Raw genomic sequence first — 16,986 nt, 5'->3', positions numbered from 1 at the left:
GGCGCGGATCGCAGCTCACGGCCTCCTCGGCTCCTTGGTGCGTCCGGGGGCGCTGTCGCTGTTGCCGGGACCGCTGGAGGAGTCCTCTTCCTCCTCCGTCGGCGGCGGCACCGTCGGCGCCGGAGCCGGAGCGGGCTCGACGGCCGCGTCCGTCTGCTCGTCTTCGCCGGCATCCGGCTCCGGCTCTGCTGGCGGGACCGTCGGACTGGGAGTGAGCAGAGGGGTCGGCGCCGGCGGTGTGGGGCGGGGAGTCACGCGCACCTCCGACGCCGGCGCGGGATCGGCGGGCAGCGGCGAGCGGTCGCCCTGCACCGCCGCGAACACCGCGGTGACGACGACCACGAGCGACAGTGCGAGGGCGCCGACCAGCGCTCCGAGTGCGAAGGTCTGCACCCGGCGCGAGCGCACCCAGGAGGCATCGGTGGCCATGGGCGTGGCCGTGGGGGTGAGCGGCGCCGGAGTGTCCGACCCGCTCGAGGGCGTCGACTCCATCAAGGTCCTCGGCGGTGAGCGCGTGCGGGGGGACACGCGAGCACCGATCCTACGCGACCCGGTTGCGACCCGCCCTGGCCGGATGTCGGCGATCGCGACGAAGATGGAGTGATGGGAGACGTCCTAGAGCGGTTCGGTCCTGCCACGCAGGACTGGTTCCGTGGCGCCTTCCACGCCCCGACCGATGCCCAGAAGGGGGCCTGGCAGGCGATCTCGGCAGGCAAGCACGCGCTGGTGGTCGCACCGACCGGCTCCGGCAAGACGCTGTCGGCGTTCCTGTGGGCGATCGACCGCGTCTTCCACGACAAGGCGGCGGCCCCGGTGGGCGCGCCCGCCTCCGGTCGGAAGAAGATGACGGATGCCGCGGCGCCCGCGACCCGGATCCTCTACATCTCGCCACTCAAGGCGCTGGGCGTCGACGTCGAGCGCAATCTCCGCTCCCCGCTCGTCGGCATCGGCCAGTCCGCGCGCCGGCTCGGTCTCACGGTGCCCGACGTCACCGTGGGCGTGCGCTCCGGCGACACCCCGGCGGGCGACCGGCGCAAGCTCGTGCAGCGCCCGCCCGACATCCTGATCACGACGCCCGAGTCGCTCTACCTCATGCTCACGAGCCGTGCGGGCGAGACGCTGCGCGACGTGCACACGGTCATCGTCGACGAGGTGCATGCCGTCGCCGCCACCAAGCGCGGCGCGCATCTGGCGGTGAGCCTGGAGCGGCTCGACGCGCTGCGTCGCTCGTTCGCACCCGACGCCCCACCTGCCCAGCGCATCGGCCTGTCGGCCACCGTGCGGCCGATCGACGAGGTCGCCCGGTTCCTCGGGGGCGCCGAGCCGGTCGAGATCGTCGCACCCCGGGCGACGAAGGCGTTCGACATGAAGGTCGTCGTGCCGATCGGCGACATGCTGAATCCTCCGCCGCCGCCGAGCCCGTACCGATCCGACGACGACGCCTGGGCGGACCCGGCCGCCGCGTCCTCGCCCGACGGGCCGGCGGAGGCGATCGACGAGGACTGGTTCGCCGACGGCTCCGGGTCTGGGGCGGGTTCGGGGAGCGATCCGCGCCGGGCGTCGGGTGCCGGCGAGACCGAGATGACCGGGTCGGTCTGGCCGCACGTCGAAGAGGCCATCGTCGATCGCATCCTGCTGCACCGCTCCACGATCGTGTTCTGCAACTCCCGACGGCTCGCCGAACGGCTCACGGGCCGGCTCAACGAGATCTACTCCGAGCGTCTCGGGCTCGACCTGCCCGAACAGGCGGTTCCCGCGGCCATGATGGCGCAGGCGGGCGCGACGGCAGGAGCCGACCCCGTGCTCGCGAAGGCGCACCACGGGTCGGTGTCGAAGGAGCAGCGGGCGCAGGTCGAAGAGGAGCTCAAGTCGGGCGTCCTTCGGTGCGTCGTCGCCACCTCGAGCCTCGAGCTCGGCATCGACATGGGCGCCGTCGACCTCGTCATCCAGGTCGAGGCGCCGCCGAGTGCGGCATCCGGACTGCAGCGGATCGGCCGTGCCGGGCACCAGGTGGGCGAGGTCAGCCGTGCCGCGCTGTTCCCGAAGCACCGCGGCGACGTGCTGCACACCGCGATCGTGACCGAGCGGATGCTGGCCGGGCAGATCGAGGCGATCGCCATCCCGCAGAACCCGCTCGACATCCTGGCGCAGCAGACGGTGGCCGCAGCGGCGGTCGCGCCCGTCGACGTCGAGGGCTGGTACGAGACGCTCAAGCGCAGCGCCCCCTTCCGCTCGCTCCCCCGGTCGGCGTACGAGGCCACGCTCGACCTCATCGCCGGGCGGTTCCCGTCCGACGAGTTCGCCGAGCTCCGTCCCCGCGTCATCTGGGACCGCGATCTGGGCGTGCTCACCGGCCGCCCGGGCGCCCAGCACATCGCCGTGACCAGCGGCGGCACGATCCCCGACCGCGGCCTGTTCGGCGTCTTCATCGCCGGTGAGTCCCAGAACGCGCGCGTCGGCGAGCTCGACGAGGAGATGGTCTACGAATCGCGCGTGAACGACGTGTTCACCCTCGGCACGACCAGCTGGCGCATCGTCGAGATCACGCACGATCGCGTCAACGTGGTCCCCGCGTTCGGACAGCCCGGCAAGGTGCCGTTCTGGCACGGCGACGGCATCGGTCGCCCGGCCGAGCTCGGCGAGGCCCTCGGCAAGTTCTCCCGCGAGGTGTCGACGGCGAAGCCCGAGAAGGCCGAGTCGCGCCTGCACGACGCGGGCCTGGACGAGTACGCGCAGGACAACCTGCTGGCGTACCTCGCCGAGCAGCGCGAGGCCACCGGCACGCTGCCGACAGATCGTCAGCTGACCGTCGAGCGCGGGCGCGACGAGGTCGGCGACTGGCGCGTCATCCTGCATTCCCCGTACGGCATGCAGGTCCACGCGCCGTGGGCGCTCGCGGTCAACGCGCGCATCCGCGAGCGGCTGGGCGTCGACGGATCCGCTGTCGCCAGCGACGACGGCATCATCGCGAGGATCCCCGATGCCACCGCCGAGCCGCCGGGTGCCGACCTCTTCGTCTTCGATCCCGATGAGCTCGACCAGATCGTGACCGAAGAGGTGGGCGGCTCCGCGCTGTTCGCTTCGCGGTTCCGCGAGTGCGCGGCGCGGGCGCTGCTCATGCCGCGGCGCAACCCCGGCAAGCGCACACCGCTGTGGCAACAGCGCCAGCGGTCGGCGCAGCTGCTCGAGGTGGCCCGTCGGTACCCGACGTTCCCCATCATCCTCGAGACGCTCCGCGAGGTGCTGCAGGACGTCTACGACGTGCCCGCGCTCCTGCAGCTCATGCGCGGCATCGGCGAGCGCCGCATCCGCCTCATCGAGACCGAGCCCGCGCAGCCCTCGCCGTTCGCGCGCGACCTGCTATTCGGCTACGTCGGCGCCTTCATGTACGAGGGCGATTCGCCGCTGGCAGAACGTCGGGCGGCCGCGCTCTCGGTCGACCCGGCACTGCTGTCGGAGCTGCTCGGCAAGGTCGAGATGCGCGAGCTCCTCGACCCGGACGTCATCGCGCAGTTCGAGCGCGAGGCGCAGCGCCTCGATCCCGAGCGCCGCGCACGCGGTCTCGAGGGCGTCGCAGACCTCCTGCGCCTTCTGGGTCCGCTCGACGCGACCGAGGCGGCCCTGCGGCTCGAGGAGGAGGGCGACGGCGTGGCCGACGCGCACGCGAGCCCAGGCGAGGCATCCGCTCTCCTCGACGCGCTGGTCGCGTCGCGGCGCGCGATCCCGGTGACGATCGCCGGGGCGACCCGCATCGCCGCGATCGAAGACGCCGGGCGGCTGCGCGATGCACTCGGGGTGGCTCTGCCGGTCGGCATCCCCACTGCGTTCCTCGAGCTCGTCGCCGACCCGCTCGGCGACCTGCTCGCCCGGTACGCGCGCACCCACGGGCCTTTCACGGCGGATGCCGCGGCCGACCGCCTCGGCATCGGCGTCGCCGTCGCGCGCCATACCCTGCAGCGGCTCGAGTCGCAGGGCCGGGTCACGAGCGGCTTCTTCCTGCCCGACCCGCCGCCCGGCTCGGAGGACGGCTCCGCAACGCGCGGCGACGATGCGGAGTGGTGCGACACCGAGGTGCTGCGCCGGCTGCGGATGCGCTCGCTCGCGGCGATCCGCGGCAGCGTTGAGCCGGTGCCCCAGCAGGCCTATGCGCGCTTCCTTCCGGTGTGGCAGCACGTCACCCGGCCGTTGGAGGGCATCGACGGCGTCGCGGCGGTCGTGGAGCAGCTGGCCGGCGTGCCGATACCCGCGAGCGCCTGGGAGTCCCTCGTGCTGCCGGCACGTGTCGGCGACTACACGCCGGGGATGCTCGACGAGCTGACCGCCACCGGCGAGGTCATCTGGTCCGGCCACGGCACGCTGCCGGGGCGGGACGGCTGGATCGCGCTGCATCCGGCTGACGCCGTGCCGCTGACGCTCTCCGTGCCCGACGACGCCGAGGAGATTGCGCCGGGGTCGCTCGATGCCCAGCTGCTGGCCGCGCTCGGCGGCGGGGGGGCCTACTTCGCCGCACAGCTGCGGCAGACGACCGGCGCCGAGAACGAGCAGTCGGTCGTCGAAGCGCTGTGGCGGCTCACCTGGGCAGGACGGATCACGAACGACACCTTCGCCCCCGTCCGCGCGCTCGTGTCGGGCGGCTCGCAGGCGCACCGGGTCAGCCGGCGCGCCCCGCGGGCCCGCCTCTACCGGGGCGCCGCGGTGCGGTCGGTCGCGGCATCCGTCCCCGCCCGTCCGCCTGCGATCGGCGGACGATGGTCGCTGCTGCCGGCGGCCGAGCCGGATGCCGCCCTGCGTGCGACGGCGACCGCGAGCCTGCTGCTCGACCGCTACGGCGTCGTCACCCGCGGCGCGGTGCAGTCCGAGGGCGTGCCGGGCGGATTCGCGCAGACCTATCGCGTGCTCGCGGGCTTCGAAGAGGCGGGTCACTGCCGGCGCGGCTACGTCATCGAGAAGCTCGGGGCGGCACAGTTCGCCGCCTCCGCCACCGTCGACCGGCTGCGCGAGTTCGCCGGTCTCTCCGACCCGCCGCCGCTGCGGGGCGTGACGCTCGCCGCGACCGATCCCGCGAATCCGTACGGTGCGGCGCTGGCGTGGCCGGCGCTCGAGGGCGTCGGGCATCGCCCCGGACGCAAGGCGGGTGCGCTGGTCGTGCTCGTCGACGGCGCGCTCGCCCTGTACCTGGAGCGTGGCGGCAAGTCGGCACTCGCGTTCACGGGCGACGAACCGGTGCTCGCCGCCGCCACGCGGGACCTCGCCGCGACCTCTCGGGCGCGACGGCTCGACACCCTGACCATCGAGCAGGTCAACGGCGCCTTCGTGTACGGCACCGCGGTCGGCCGGGCGCTGCGGGATGCCGGCTTCGTGGAGTCGCCACGCGGGCTCACCCTGCGGCGACCCACGGCTGGTGCTGCGCGACAGGCTCCGGGACCGGAAGACCGGGCGGGCGCGCGTGCCTGAAGGCGACACCGTCTTCCGCACGGCCCGCCGCCTCGATGCCGCGCTGGCGGGGGCGACGGTGACGCGGTTCGAACTGCGCGTCCCGCAGGCGGCCACGATCGACCTGCGGGGCGAGGTCGTGCACGGCGTGGTCTCGCGCGGCAAGCACCTGCTTCATCGCATCGGGTCGTGGACGCTGCACACCCACCTCAAGATGGAGGGCGAGTGGCACGTGTACCGGCACGGCGAGCGGTGGCGCGCGCCGGCGTTCCGTGCCCGAGCGGTGATCGGCGCGACCGCGCCGGAAGGCACCGAGTGGGAGACGGTCGGCTTCGACCTCGCCGACATCAAGGTGGTGCCCACCGCCGACGAGGACGAGCTCGTCGGCTACCTCGGCCCCGACCCGCTGTCCGAATCGTGGGACCCGGTGGAGGCGGCTCAGCGCCTCGGGGCCGACACCCGCGCCGTGCATGTCGCTCTCCAGGACCAGCGCAACATCGCCGGATTCGGCAACGAGTACGTCAACGAGATCCTGTTCGTGCGCGGCATCCTTCCGACGACCCCGGCGGACGAGACGGATGCCGCCGCGATCGTGGACCTCGGCGCGCGCATGATCCGCGCCAACCGCAACCGGTCGGGCCGCACGTTCACCGGTGACGAGCGCTCCGGACGATCGACCTGGGTCTATCGCCGTGAGGGCCGGCCGTGCCGGCGGTGCGGGACCCTCATCCGCGGCGGAAGCCTCGGTGCGGATCCCACCCGCGAGCGCATCGTCTTCTGGTGTCCGTCCTGCCAGCGCTGATCCTCTTCCAGCACGCTTTCATCACGATGCCGGGCGGACGAACTGTCGCCCGGGAGCCGGGCATCCGTTCGTCGCCGCGCGTGCGCCGTTGAAACACCGCGGATTCCTGGCCGTTACACAAGTCCGGACGAAGTGTCGTGCCGGAGGCCGCAGGCACCCCGGATCGTCTGGTTAGGCGGCGGCCGCATTGCGGGTGACCACGTCCCCCTATTGAATACTCGACACACCCGATCGGCCGTGCAGCGTTGCGCGGCCCGCGACCAGAAGGACCCTCACGAGGTGACGATGTCCACAGGCACGGCGACCGCAGCGGCAGACCCCGCAGAGCAGGTTCCCAGCGAGAGCGAGGCCGCGCGCGGGGCAGTCGTCCTTTCCGGGATCACGAAGTACTACGGCGAGCAGCTCGCCGTCGACGACCTGTCCCTGACGATCCAGCCGGGTGAGTTCATCTCGCTCCTGGGCCCCTCCGGCTGCGGCAAGACGACGACGCTGCGGATGATCGCGGGGTTCGAGCGGCCGGATGCCGGCGACATCCGCATCTCGGGGCGCTCGGTGCTCGCGGCGCCGCCGTACAAGCGCGACGTCAACACGGTCTTCCAGGCGTACGCCCTGTTCCCGCACCTGTCGGTCGCGGAGAACGTCGCGTACGGCCTTCAGCAACGCCGGACTCCGAAGTCCGAGGTGCGTGAGCGAGTCACCCAGGCGCTCGACATGGTGCAGATGCGGCGTTTCGGCGACCGCAAGCCCACGCAGCTGTCGGGCGGCCAGCAGCAGCGCATCGCGCTGGCACGGGCGCTGGTCAACCGCCCCGCCGTGCTGCTCCTCGACGAGCCGCTCGGCGCGCTCGACCGGCAGCTGCGCGAGGAGATGCAGCTCGAGCTGAAGCTCCTGCAGTCGCGACTGGGCATCACGTTCGTCTTCGTCACCCACGACCAGGGCGAGGCCCTCTCGATGAGCGACCGGATCGCGATCATGCGCGCCGGCCGCATCGAGCAGCTCGCCGACGCCGACACCGTGTACGCGCGTCCCGCATCGGCGTACGTGGCGGCGTTCGTCGGCCAGCAGAACTTCTTCCGCGGCCCGGCGGCCGAGGCGGGTGCGGCGATCACCTCGCCGCACGCGCTGGTGCGCGCCGCATCGCCCGTGCTCACCAGCACGAACCTCGGCGAGGCGGCGGTGCGGCCCGAGTTCATCCGGATCGAGATAGACCCCTCGGCGGGCTCGGGAACCGCGACCGGCGCGAGCCGTTCCGAGGCGAACACGACCCGCGGCGAGCTGATCGGCGTCGCTCATCTCGGCGACACGATGCAGTACCTGGTGCGGCTCGGTCCCGACCAGAGCCTGATCGTGCGGCGGCCCACGCCGGACGCCCCGGCGCTCGCCGTCGGCGACCACGTGGTGTGCACGTGGGGAGCGCACCACGTCCTGCTCTTCCCCGCCGCCGACGACGCGGCCGCGGAGCAGGGCGGCTACATCGCGCCCCCGACCGCCTGACCAGACCGACCGCCTGACCCGAACAGCACGCCCGACCCGACGCACGCCCTCAGCCGCGGCATCCGCCTCTCCGGCTCCCGACCCGACCAGGAGTACCCGTTGACCCAGTCTCGTATCCCGCTCCGCATCCTCGCCCCCGAGGCCGCCGCGCCCGCGATCGTGCGCGAGCTCTCGCGGCGCCGCTTCCTGAGCTTCGCGGCACTGGCCGGAGGCACCGCCGTGCTCGCCGCCTGCACGCCTGGCGGCAGCGGGTCACCCGCGCCGCAGGCCACCGGCGGAGACCTGGAGGGGAGCCTCTCGGTGTACACGTGGGGCGAGTACGACTCGCCGGATGTCGTTGAGGGATTCACCGACGAGCTCGGGCCCAAGGTCACTCTCGACTCGTACTCCTCGAACGAGGAGCTCATCGCGAAGCTGGTCGCGGCGAAAGGCACCTCGGGCTACGACATCGTCGTGCCGACCGGCGTCTTCATCCCGCAGATGATCGAGAACGGCCTGCTGACGAAGTTCAACAAGGAGCTTCTGCCGAACATGTCGAACATGGACCCGGCCTTCCTCGGCCGCGCGTGGGACCCGGGCAACGACTACTCGGTCTGCAAGGCGTGGGGAACGACCGGGTACGTCTACGACAAGACGGTCATCACCCGCGAGCTCACGACGTGGAGCGACTTCTTCGACGCCGCGCAGAACGAGGCGAGCGGCAAGACGGCGATGTCGGACGACCCCGCGGGCATCATCGGCTCGTACTTCTGGGCCAACGACCTGGACTGGAACACCGAGGACCCCGACGAGCTCGAAGCGTGCCGCGCCTTCCTCGTGGAGCAGATCGCGCCGCACATCTCGGCGTTCGACTCCTACCCGGGCACGAACGCGATCCCGCAGGGCACGCAGGTGCTGATGCAGGCGTGGAACGGCGACGCACGCCTCGGCCTGATGGAATCGAGCGAGCCGGAGCGCTGGCAGTGGGTGCTCCCAGGCCCCGTGACCGAGCTGTGGATGGACAACTGGGCGATCGCCCACGGCGCGCCGCACCCCGAGGCGGCTCACGCGTTCATCAACTACTCGATGACGCCCGAGAACCTCGCCCTGAACCTCGACTACATCGGCTACAACGTCGGTGGCAAGGACATGCAGGCCGCGGCCGAGGAGAGCGGCCTCGCATACACCGACATGATCTTCTTCAACCCCGAGCAGCTCGAGACCATGCACGAGCAGGAGCTCAACGACTCGCAGACGACCCGCGTCGAGATCTACAACGAGGTGAAGGCTGCCGCCGGTGCGTAGTCGTTCGGCAGGAGCCGCGCTCGCCGTTCCGGCGTGGGCGTGGCTCCTCCTGTTCTTCGTCGCGCCCGTCGCGATGGTCGTGTGGTTCAGCTTCGGCTACAAGCCCGGCGTCTTCGGCAGCCACGCGAACGACATCCTGTCGTTCGACCGCTACGTCGAGGCCTTCTCGCCGACGTTCTTCGCTACGTTCCAGAACACCCTCTGGGTCGGCGTGATCGGCACCGTGCTCTGCTTCCTGATCGGGGCGCCGGTCGCCTACTGGATGGCGTTCAAGGTCAAGCCCGAACGCCGCGGCATCCTCATCGCCCTGGTGCTGGTGCCGTTCTGGACCAACTTCCTGGTGCGCACGATCGGCTGGCAGGTGATCCTCGCGCCCGAGGGCTGGCTGTCGTCGCTGCTGCAGGGCATCGGCGTGCTCGACGGTCCGCTCGATCTGATGTACACCCGAACCGCGGTGATCATCGGCGTCGTGTACAACTACCTTCCGCTGATGATCCTGCCCCTGTTCGTCGCGTTCGACCGCGTCGGCCCGGCGCTGCGAGAGGCGTCGAAGGACCTCGGCGCGGGCAAGCTCACCACCTTCCTGCGCGTGACCCTTCCGCTGTCGCAGCCGGGCATCATCGCCGGCGTGCTGCTGGTCTTCATCCCCCTGATGGGCGATTACATCACCGCGACCGTGCTCGGCGGCGCCAAGGGCAACATGGTCGGCCAGCTCGTCGCGAGCCAGTTCCAGACCGCCCAGAACTGGGCGCTCGGCTCGGCGATGGCGGTGCTGCTCATGCTCGTGATCATGCTGACGATCGGCGTGGCCGCGGTGATCATCTGGCTGATCGCGCTGCCGTTCCGCTCGCGCAGCCGGCTGGTGCTGGGACCGGTGGCCGACACGGTGAAGACGGATGCCGCGCCCGCAGGCGCGCTGGAGGCGACGACGTGACCACGCAGACCGAGACCGAGACGATCCTGCAGGCCCAGACCCGCGAAGCGCGGCCGACCGCAGCTCCCCGCCGGCGCGCGCGCAAATCGTGGTCGGACGTCGCCTTCGGCGTCTGGGGCGTGCTGGTGATGCTCTTCCTGTTCCTGCCGATCATCGTGATCGTCATCTACTCGTTCAACAGCGGCCGCCTCCTGGTGTCGTGGGACGGCTTCGGGTTCGACGCCTTCAGCACGATCCTGGTGAAGCCGGCCATCCAGAACGCCGTCCGCGTGTCGCTGATCACGGCGCTCATCGCAGCGATCATCGCGACCGCGCTCGGCACGCTCGCCGGCATCGCGATGGCGCGGCATCCCGGCAAGTGGGTGTGGTGGTTCCTCGGGCTGCTGCTCCTGGTGTCGGTCACGCCCGAGATCGTCGACGCGGTGGCGCTGCTGCCCTGGATGGTCTTCCTCGGCCAGGATCTGGGCATCTCGATGTTCAACGACGGCATCGTGCGCCTCTCGGTCGGCTCTTCGCTGTTCGCGACCGCCGTCGTGTCGTACATCGTGCGCGCCCGGCTCGTGGGTCAGGACATGAACCTCGAAGAGGCCTCGGCCGACCTGTACGCGAAGCCGTTGACGACGTTCCGTCGCATCACCCTCGCGCTGGCCATGCCGGCGGTGCTCGCCGGCTTCCTGCTGGCGTTCACGCTCAGCCTCGACAACACGATCGTCGCGGCCTTCGTGCAGGTCTCGGGCACGACCCCGTGGCCGGTGTACGTGCTGAGCGCGCTGCGTTCGGGCCTGCGACCGGAGATCGCGGCCGTGTCCACCATCATGCTGGTGCTGACGCTCATCGCGCTCGCGCTCGTCGCGCTCGTGCTCAAGCGCGCCGGCGACTCCGCGACGCAGATCGCCCGCACGATGACCGGCGGCTGACCGGACCTCTCAGCGATCGGAGACCCATGCCCTACGCCGACCTCGTCTTCACCGGCGGCCCCGTGTTCACGGCGAACACCGTGCGGTCGCGTGCGACGTCCGTCGCGGTCACCGGCGGGCGCATCGTGGCCGTCGGCGGCGATGATGTCAGTGACCTCGTCGGCCCGTCCACGGAGGTCGTGGACCTCAGTGGGCGGATGCTGATCCCCGGCTTCCAGGACGCCCACGTGCATCCGGTCTGGGGCGGGCTCGACATGCTCCGCTGCGACCTGTCGGAGCTCGGCACGGCGTCGGAGTACCTCGAGGCGATCGGCCGCCATGTCCGCGCGCATCCTGACGACGAGTGGATCCTCGGCGGCGGGTGGCAGATGTCGGCGTTCCCGGGCGGCACGCCGACGGCATCCGCCTTGGATGCCGTCACGGGCGACCGCCCGGCGTTCTTCCCGAACCGCGACGGCCACGGCGCGTGGGTGAACTCGGCGGCCCTCCGACTCGCCGGCATCGACCGCGATGCGTCCGATCCTGCTGATGGACGTATCGAGCGCGACGCCGACGGCGCCCCCTCGGGAACGCTGCACGAGGGCGCGATGGCGCTGGTCAACCGCCTGCTGCCCGAGGAGCCGCTCGAGCGCCTCACCGAGGCACTCCTGCTGGGCCAGGACTACCTGCACTCGTTCGGCATCACCGGCTGGCAGGACGCGATCGTCGGCTCGTACGGGGATGCCGGCGATCCCGGTCCCGCATACCTCGCGGCCGCGGCCGCAGGCACCCTCACGGCGCGGGTGGTCGGGGCGATCTGGTGGGACCGCACGAAGGGCCTCGAGCAGATCCCCTCGATCCTCGAGCGCCGCGAGCGGTACCGCGGCGGACGCTTCGCCGCGACCTCGGTCAAGGTGATGCAGGACGGCGTCGCCGAGAACTTCACCGCGTCGATGCTCGAGCCGTACTGCGACGGCCACGGTCACTTCACCGACAACGCCGGCATCTCGTTCGTCGCGCCGGAGGTTCTCAACGAGGCTGTGCCGCTCCTGGACGCCGAGGGCATCCAAGTGCACTTCCACGCGATCGGCGACCGCGCGGTGCGCGAGTGCCTCGACGCGGTCGAGCATGCCATCGCCCGCAACGGCCCCAGCGACAACCGGCACCATATCGCCCACATCCAGGTCGTGCACCCCGAAGACGTGTCGCGCTTCCGCCAGCTCGGCGTCGCCGCCAACATGCAGTCGCTGTGGGCGACGTACGAACCGCAGATGGTCGAGCTGACGCTGCCGTTCCTCGGTGAGCCGCGCAGCGCCTGGCAGTACCCGTTCGGCGACCTGCTGCGAGCCGGCGCGGTGCTCGCCGCAGGCAGCGACTGGTCGGTGTCGACACCCGATCCGATGGCAGCCATCCACACCGCCGTGAACCGCACCGCAGCCCCCGGCCACGAGGAGGGCGATTACGACGCCTTCCTGCCGGAGCAGGCGATCGACCTCGCGACATCGCTCACCGCGTACACGGCCGGATCGGCGTGGGTGAACCACCTCGACGAGGTCACCGGCACGATCGAGGTGGGCAAGCTCGCCGACCTGGCCGTGCTCGACCGCGACCCGTTCGCCGGCCCCGCGGAGCGGATCGGCGCCACCCGCACGCTCCAGACGTTCGTCGAAGGCACGCGGGTCTACGCCGCGCCGGATGCCTGACACGTTCTGCACCACGCTCAGGCGTTTCGTCTCGCTCGTTCCTCGCTCGCTCAACGACCGGGACCTAGCTTCGGTCGTTGAGCGAGGGAGCGCCAGCGACCGGGACCAAGCTTCGGTCGTTGAGCGAGGGAGCGCCAGCGACCGAGACGAAACGCCCCGAGCCTCTCGATTGCGCTGGGTGCCCGCGTTTCGTCTCGCTCGTTCCTCGCTCGCTCAACGACCGGTGTCTACGCCGCGCCGGATGCCTGACACGGCCGCCTCTATGCTGTTGCGGTGACCCGACTCCTGCTCCTCATCGACATCCAGCGCGACTACTTCCCGGGAGGGCGGCATCCGCTCGTCGACCCGGATGCCGCCGCCGATGCCGCCGCGCGACTCCTCGCCGCGTTCCGCGCGACGGGTGAGCGGGTCGTCCACGTCCAGCACGTGTGGGACGGTCCGGATGCCGCGTTCTTCGGCGCCGGGACGCCGGGCGTCGAGTTCGACCCGCGCGTCGCGCCCGACGGTTCGGAGCACGTCGTCGTCAAGCACGAGCCGAACGCGTTCCTCGGCACGGGGCTCGAGGCTCTGCTGCGCGCCGCGGCACCCGACGAGATCGTCGTCGCCGGGATGATGTCGAGCATGTGCGTCGACGCGACCGTGCGCGCGGCATCCGATCTCGGCTTCCGCCTCGCCGTCGCACAGGACGCGTGCGCGGCACCCGACCTCGCCTACGACGGCCGGACCGTGCCGGGCGCCCAGGTGCACCTGGCGTTCATGGCGGCGCTCGACGGCACCTACGCCCGCGTCGCCGACGTGGATGCGCTCACCGGGGAGCTCGCCGCGCGCTGATGCCGGCGCGACAACCTGTCCGGCCGACGGACAACTTCCGACACGCGATGCCCGCACCGTCGCCGTCGACGGGCGAGGATGGGAGCACCAGACACCCGCATCGGAGTTGATAACCGTGGGCACGACCGTCTTCGAACGACAGCGGCCGCCAGCATCCGTCGTCCAGCATTCCCTTGCCGGCACCAGACACTCCGTCTTCTGGCGCGACGACCTCCCCGAGAATCTGAGGCCCGACCGGTCCTCTCTCGTCGGCACGCATCGCGCCGACCTGGTCGTCGTCGGCGGCGGCTACACCGGCCTGTGGACCGCCCTGCTCGCCACCGAGCGCGACCCGGGCGCCAAGGTCGTCGTCGTCGAAGCGCAGCGCGTGGGCTGGGCGGCGTCGGGGCGCAACGGCGGCTTCTGCGAAGCGAGCCTCACGCACGGCCACGAGAACGGCATGGCGCGCTGGCCCGACGAGATGCCGGTGCTCGAGCGGCTCGGTCGCGAGAACCTCGATGCGATCGAGGCGTCCGAGGCGCGCTACGGCCTGGACTTCCAGTTCGAGCGCACCGGTCAGCTGGCGCCCGCGGTCGAACCCCATCAGGTGGAGTGGCTGAAGGAGTGGGCCGCCGAGGGCGAGGAGGGCGTCGTCTATCTCGACCGTGCCGAGGTGCAGGCATCCGTCCACTCCCCCACGTATCTCGCCGCCGTCTGGGAGAAGCACGCGTGCGGCATGGTGCACCCGGCGCGCATGGCCGCCGAACTCGCCCGCGTGTGCGAGGAGCGCGGCGTCGAGATCTTCGAGCGGTCCCACGTGACCGGGCTCGACACGACCGGCCCGGGGGTGGTCGTGATCACCAACGACGGGCGCGTGGAGGCAGCGCGTGCCGTGCTCGGCACCAACGTGTTCCCGTCGCTCATCAAGCGCAACCGGCTCATGACGGTGCCGGTGTACGACTACGTGCTCATGACCGAGCCGCTCACCGACGCGCAGCTCGCGTCGGTCGGCTGGCAGGACCGCCAGGGCATCGGCGACATGGCGAACCAGTTCCACTACTACCGGATCAGCAAGGACAGCCGCATCCTGTTCGGCGGCTACGACGCCGTCTACCGCTACGGGCGCCGCGTCGATCCCGCCTACGAGCACCGGCCCGAGACGTGGGAGAAGCTGGCGAGTCACTTCTTCACGACCTTCCCACAGCTCGAGGGCCTGCGCTTCACGCACCAGTGGGCGGGCGCGATCGACACATCGACGCAGTTCACGGCCTTCTTCGGCACGGCGCGCGAACGTCGCATCGCCTACGCCGCCGGCTTCACCGGGCTCGGCGTCGGCTCGACCCGCTTCGCCGGCGACGTCATGCTCGATCTGCTCGACGGCGTCTCGAACGAACGCACCGAGCTCGAGATGGTGCGCAAGCGCCCCCTGCCGTTCCCGCCCGAGCCCGCGGCCTCGATCGGCATCAACGCGACGAGGTGGTCGCTGGATCGCGCCGACCACAACAAGGGCAAGCGCAACCTGCTGCTGAAGACGCTCGACGCGCTCGGACTGGGCTTCGACTCATGAACCCGGGGATCGTGACGGATGCCGCGGCCCTCGCGCTCGCGCTCGACTCCCTGCCGGCCGAGCAGGTCGTCGAGGGCTCCCCGCGCACCGGCTACATCGAGCTGACGGACGCGATCGGCGTGTGGGAGCACACGCCGGGGGTCTCGACCGACGTCGAGACCGACGAGGTGTTCGTCGTGCTGTCCGGCTCGGCGACGGTGTCGTTCGACGACCCGGCACTCGAGCCGATCGAGCTGCGCGCGGGTGCGGTGGTGCGCCTCACCGCCGGCATGCGCACGGTCTGGACCGTCCGCGAGACGCTCCGCAAGGTCTACATCGCGGGCTGATCCGGGCCCGCGTCAGCGGCCGGCGGAGCGCCGCACCAGGAGTGCGAGGTGAAGCGCGGTCTGGGTCTCGCCGTCGTCGAGGTCGGCGCCCAGCAGCTCCTCGATGAGCGCGATGCGCTGATAGAACACCGACCGCGAGAGATGGGATGCCCCCGCCGCCGCGGTGCGGTTGCCCGGGTGCGCGAGCATCGCCTCGAGGACGTCGAGCAGGTCACCCGAACGCGACAGGTCGTGCGCGATGAGCGGCGCGAGCATGCGCTCGCCGTGATCGAGCACCCTGTGGTCATCGCGCAGGGCCGCGACGAGCTGGACCAGCGGGCGGTTCTCGCCGCGCCGCAGATGTGGGCCGCGTCCGGCCCGGCGACGCCGGCCGCCGGCCAGATCCACGGCTTCGTGCACCGAGGCGAGGGCAGCGTCGATGCCCTCGGCGCCGCGACCGACCGAGACGGTGACCCGTTCGACATCGGCGGCGTCGACGAGGGCCCGCACGAACGCCACCACGGCGGCGTCGTCGAACACGGCGTCCCGCGGCAGCGATACCAGCATCGTCGCCGCGGGCGCCGCGACTCCGGCCGGCGCCGACCCTGCGAGTGCGCGGCCCCGCAGCGCGCGGGCCGCGGCATCCGCTCGCTCCACCGCGACGGGTGCGCCCGACACGACCAGGCCGTACAGCTTCGCGCCGCGCAAGGGCAGCCCGGCCGCTTCGAGGCGCGCGGCCGCGCCGCCGACGCCCGCGAAGCGGCCGGCGAGCAGTCCGTCGACCAGGCGCCGGCGCCCGATGCGGACCCATTCGTCGGCGTCGCCGTCGGCGAGACGGCCGACCGCGAGGGCGATGGCTCCCTGCTCGAGCACCGCCATCCGCCCAGCCGCATGCTCCGGACCCGGAAGGGCGATGAGGTTGCCCCAGCGGATGCCGCGCGCCTCGACGGGAATGATGAGCCAGTCGTCCGCGCCCGCGGCAGCGCCGCGCTGACGACGCTGCTCGGAGCGCCGGTGGGCGGAACGGGAGCGCAGCTCCCACTCGGCGAAGAGCTCCTCCTCCATCGCCAGGGGCACCTCGGCCGCCACGACCTCGTAGCCGAGGTTCTCGAGCACGATGGGCGCACCCAGCGTCTGCGCCAGCTGATGAACGATGAAGTCTGCGGGCGAGCCGCGCAGCACGAGCGCCGTGAAGCGCTCGCGCACCTCGTCGCGGGCGCGCAGCGCGTCGGTCTGCCCCGTGATGATGCGGCTGTGCACGGCTTCGGTGACCGTGACGAACTTCACCTCGCGGTGCAGCACGATCAGCGCGAGGTCGCGCGCCGCCGCCGCCTCGACGACCACGGCGGGCACGTAGCGGTAGTGGGTGCCGAGCTCGAGCGCGAGGCCCGAGAGCCCGGCGTCGGCGAGCTCGTCGATGAACCTCCGCAGGTCCGCGGGCTCTGCGGGCCACGAGGAGCCGGTCGACAGCAGCAGCTCGCCGCCATCGAGCAGGCGGGCGACACCCGCACTGTCCGAGACATGCAGCCAGCGCACCCGCGCGTCGAGGGCGTCGCCTGCGACGAGCACCTCGGGAACACCGTGGGCGACCGCGTCCAGCGCGATCACCTCGCGCACGGTCGGGAGGGTCTCATCTGCGGATCGATTTGCCGGACGATCCGTGTGGATCGTCCGATCTTCGCGACGGTCGGGCACCGTGAACGCCTCTTCTTCTCTGACAGGCTGGGACGCGTCAAGCCTAAGGGATCGCCACACGAT

General features: G+C 71.5%; 13 protein-coding genes. 11 read left to right on the top strand and 2 right to left on the bottom strand.

The genetic code is table 11. The features are described 5' to 3' along the window. Positions 1 to 15: 15 nt before the first annotated feature. On the bottom strand, positions 16 to 429 hold the full coding sequence (locus tag MRBLWS13_RS15785; RefSeq protein ID WP_349426279.1) for a hypothetical protein: 414 nt from the start codon (positions 427 to 429) through the stop codon (positions 16 to 18). Between MRBLWS13_RS15785 and MRBLWS13_RS15780 the strand changes: the two genes are divergently transcribed. The 11 genes from MRBLWS13_RS15780 to MRBLWS13_RS15730 all read left to right on the top strand — a co-directional run bounded on the left by MRBLWS13_RS15780 (position 422) and on the right by MRBLWS13_RS15730 (position 15,249). Then, the gene (locus MRBLWS13_RS15780; RefSeq protein ID WP_349426278.1) at positions 422 to 604 is read left to right on the top strand and encodes a hypothetical protein; all 183 of its coding nucleotides are present in this window, start codon (positions 422 to 424) and stop codon (positions 602 to 604) included. The two genes, MRBLWS13_RS15785 and MRBLWS13_RS15780, sit on opposite strands and share 8 nt — an antisense overlap. Next, on the top strand, positions 604 to 5,454 hold the full coding sequence (locus tag MRBLWS13_RS15775) for an ATP-dependent helicase (protein WP_349426277.1): 4,851 nt from the start codon (positions 604 to 606) through the stop codon (positions 5,452 to 5,454). The genes MRBLWS13_RS15780 and MRBLWS13_RS15775 overlap by 1 nt, the downstream gene beginning before the upstream one ends. Then, positions 5,447 to 6,235, top strand: coding sequence for a DNA-formamidopyrimidine glycosylase family protein (locus tag MRBLWS13_RS15770; RefSeq protein WP_349426276.1), 789 nt, complete (start codon positions 5,447 to 5,449; stop codon positions 6,233 to 6,235). Before MRBLWS13_RS15775 ends, MRBLWS13_RS15770 begins: the two co-directional genes overlap by 8 nt. Positions 6,236 to 6,520: 285 nt before the next feature. Then, positions 6,521 to 7,729, top strand: a complete 1,209-nt coding sequence (locus tag MRBLWS13_RS15765) for an ABC transporter ATP-binding protein (protein WP_349429084.1) — start codon at positions 6,521 to 6,523, stop codon at positions 7,727 to 7,729. 99 nt (positions 7,730 to 7,828) lie between these two features. Further along, positions 7,829 to 9,013, top strand: coding sequence for an extracellular solute-binding protein (locus MRBLWS13_RS15760; protein WP_349426275.1), 1,185 nt, complete (start codon positions 7,829 to 7,831; stop codon positions 9,011 to 9,013). Then, positions 9,006 to 9,947, top strand: coding sequence for an ABC transporter permease (locus tag MRBLWS13_RS15755; protein WP_349426274.1), 942 nt, complete (start codon positions 9,006 to 9,008; stop codon positions 9,945 to 9,947). The genes MRBLWS13_RS15760 and MRBLWS13_RS15755 overlap by 8 nt, the downstream gene beginning before the upstream one ends. Continuing rightward, positions 9,944 to 10,864 carry an ABC transporter permease gene (locus MRBLWS13_RS15750; RefSeq protein WP_349426273.1) on the top strand — a complete coding sequence of 307 codons (921 nt, stop codon included), beginning with the start codon at positions 9,944 to 9,946 and terminating at the stop codon, positions 10,862 to 10,864. The genes MRBLWS13_RS15755 and MRBLWS13_RS15750 overlap by 4 nt, the downstream gene beginning before the upstream one ends. Positions 10,865 to 10,890: 26 nt before the next feature. Beyond that, the gene (locus MRBLWS13_RS15745; protein WP_349426272.1) at positions 10,891 to 12,546 is read left to right on the top strand and encodes an amidohydrolase family protein; all 1,656 of its coding nucleotides are present in this window, start codon (positions 10,891 to 10,893) and stop codon (positions 12,544 to 12,546) included. 273 nt (positions 12,547 to 12,819) lie between these two features. Further along, positions 12,820 to 13,377: a cysteine hydrolase family protein gene (locus MRBLWS13_RS15740; RefSeq protein WP_349426271.1), complete on the top strand. Its 558-nt coding sequence runs from the start codon at positions 12,820 to 12,822 to the stop codon at positions 13,375 to 13,377. Between the two features lie 115 nt (positions 13,378 to 13,492). Continuing rightward, the gene (locus tag MRBLWS13_RS15735; RefSeq protein WP_349426270.1) at positions 13,493 to 14,923 is read left to right on the top strand and encodes an FAD-dependent oxidoreductase; all 1,431 of its coding nucleotides are present in this window, start codon (positions 13,493 to 13,495) and stop codon (positions 14,921 to 14,923) included. Then, positions 14,920 to 15,249 (top strand): cupin domain-containing protein, encoded by a 330-nt coding sequence (locus MRBLWS13_RS15730; protein WP_349426269.1) that lies wholly within the window; start codon positions 14,920 to 14,922, stop codon positions 15,247 to 15,249. Before MRBLWS13_RS15735 ends, MRBLWS13_RS15730 begins: the two co-directional genes overlap by 4 nt. A 12-nt stretch (positions 15,250 to 15,261) precedes the next feature. On the opposite strand, the gene MRBLWS13_RS15725 is transcribed toward MRBLWS13_RS15730, so the two are convergent. Then, entirely contained in the window at positions 15,262 to 16,845 is a 1,584-nt protein-coding gene (locus MRBLWS13_RS15725; RefSeq protein ID WP_349426268.1) for a PucR family transcriptional regulator, read from the bottom strand. Positions 16,846 to 16,986: the final 141 nt, after the last annotated feature.

Source organism: Microbacterium sp. LWS13-1.2 (assembly GCF_040144835.1).
In the GTDB taxonomy this organism is placed as follows: Bacteria; Actinomycetota; Actinomycetes; order Actinomycetales; family Microbacteriaceae; genus Microbacterium.
This window is presented reverse-complemented; position numbering and strand designations above follow the sequence as displayed.

What these genes read in the sequence shown, in the direction of transcription:
- MRBLWS13_RS15775 (WP_349426277.1), top strand. Translation starts at nt 604, where the DNA reads ATGGGAGACGTCCTAGAGCGGTTCGGTCCTGCCACGCAGGACTGGTTC.
- MRBLWS13_RS15730 (WP_349426269.1), top strand. Translation starts at nt 14,920, where the DNA reads ATGAACCCGGGGATCGTGACGGATGCCGCGGCCCTCGCGCTCGCGCTC.
- MRBLWS13_RS15745 (WP_349426272.1), top strand. Translation starts at nt 10,891, where the DNA reads ATGCCCTACGCCGACCTCGTCTTCACCGGCGGCCCCGTGTTCACGGCG.
- MRBLWS13_RS15765 (WP_349429084.1), top strand. Translation starts at nt 6,521, where the DNA reads ATGTCCACAGGCACGGCGACCGCAGCGGCAGACCCCGCAGAGCAGGTT.
- MRBLWS13_RS15785 (WP_349426279.1), bottom strand. Translation starts at nt 429, where the DNA reads ATGGCCACCGATGCCTCCTGGGTGCGCTCGCGCCGGGTGCAGACCTTC.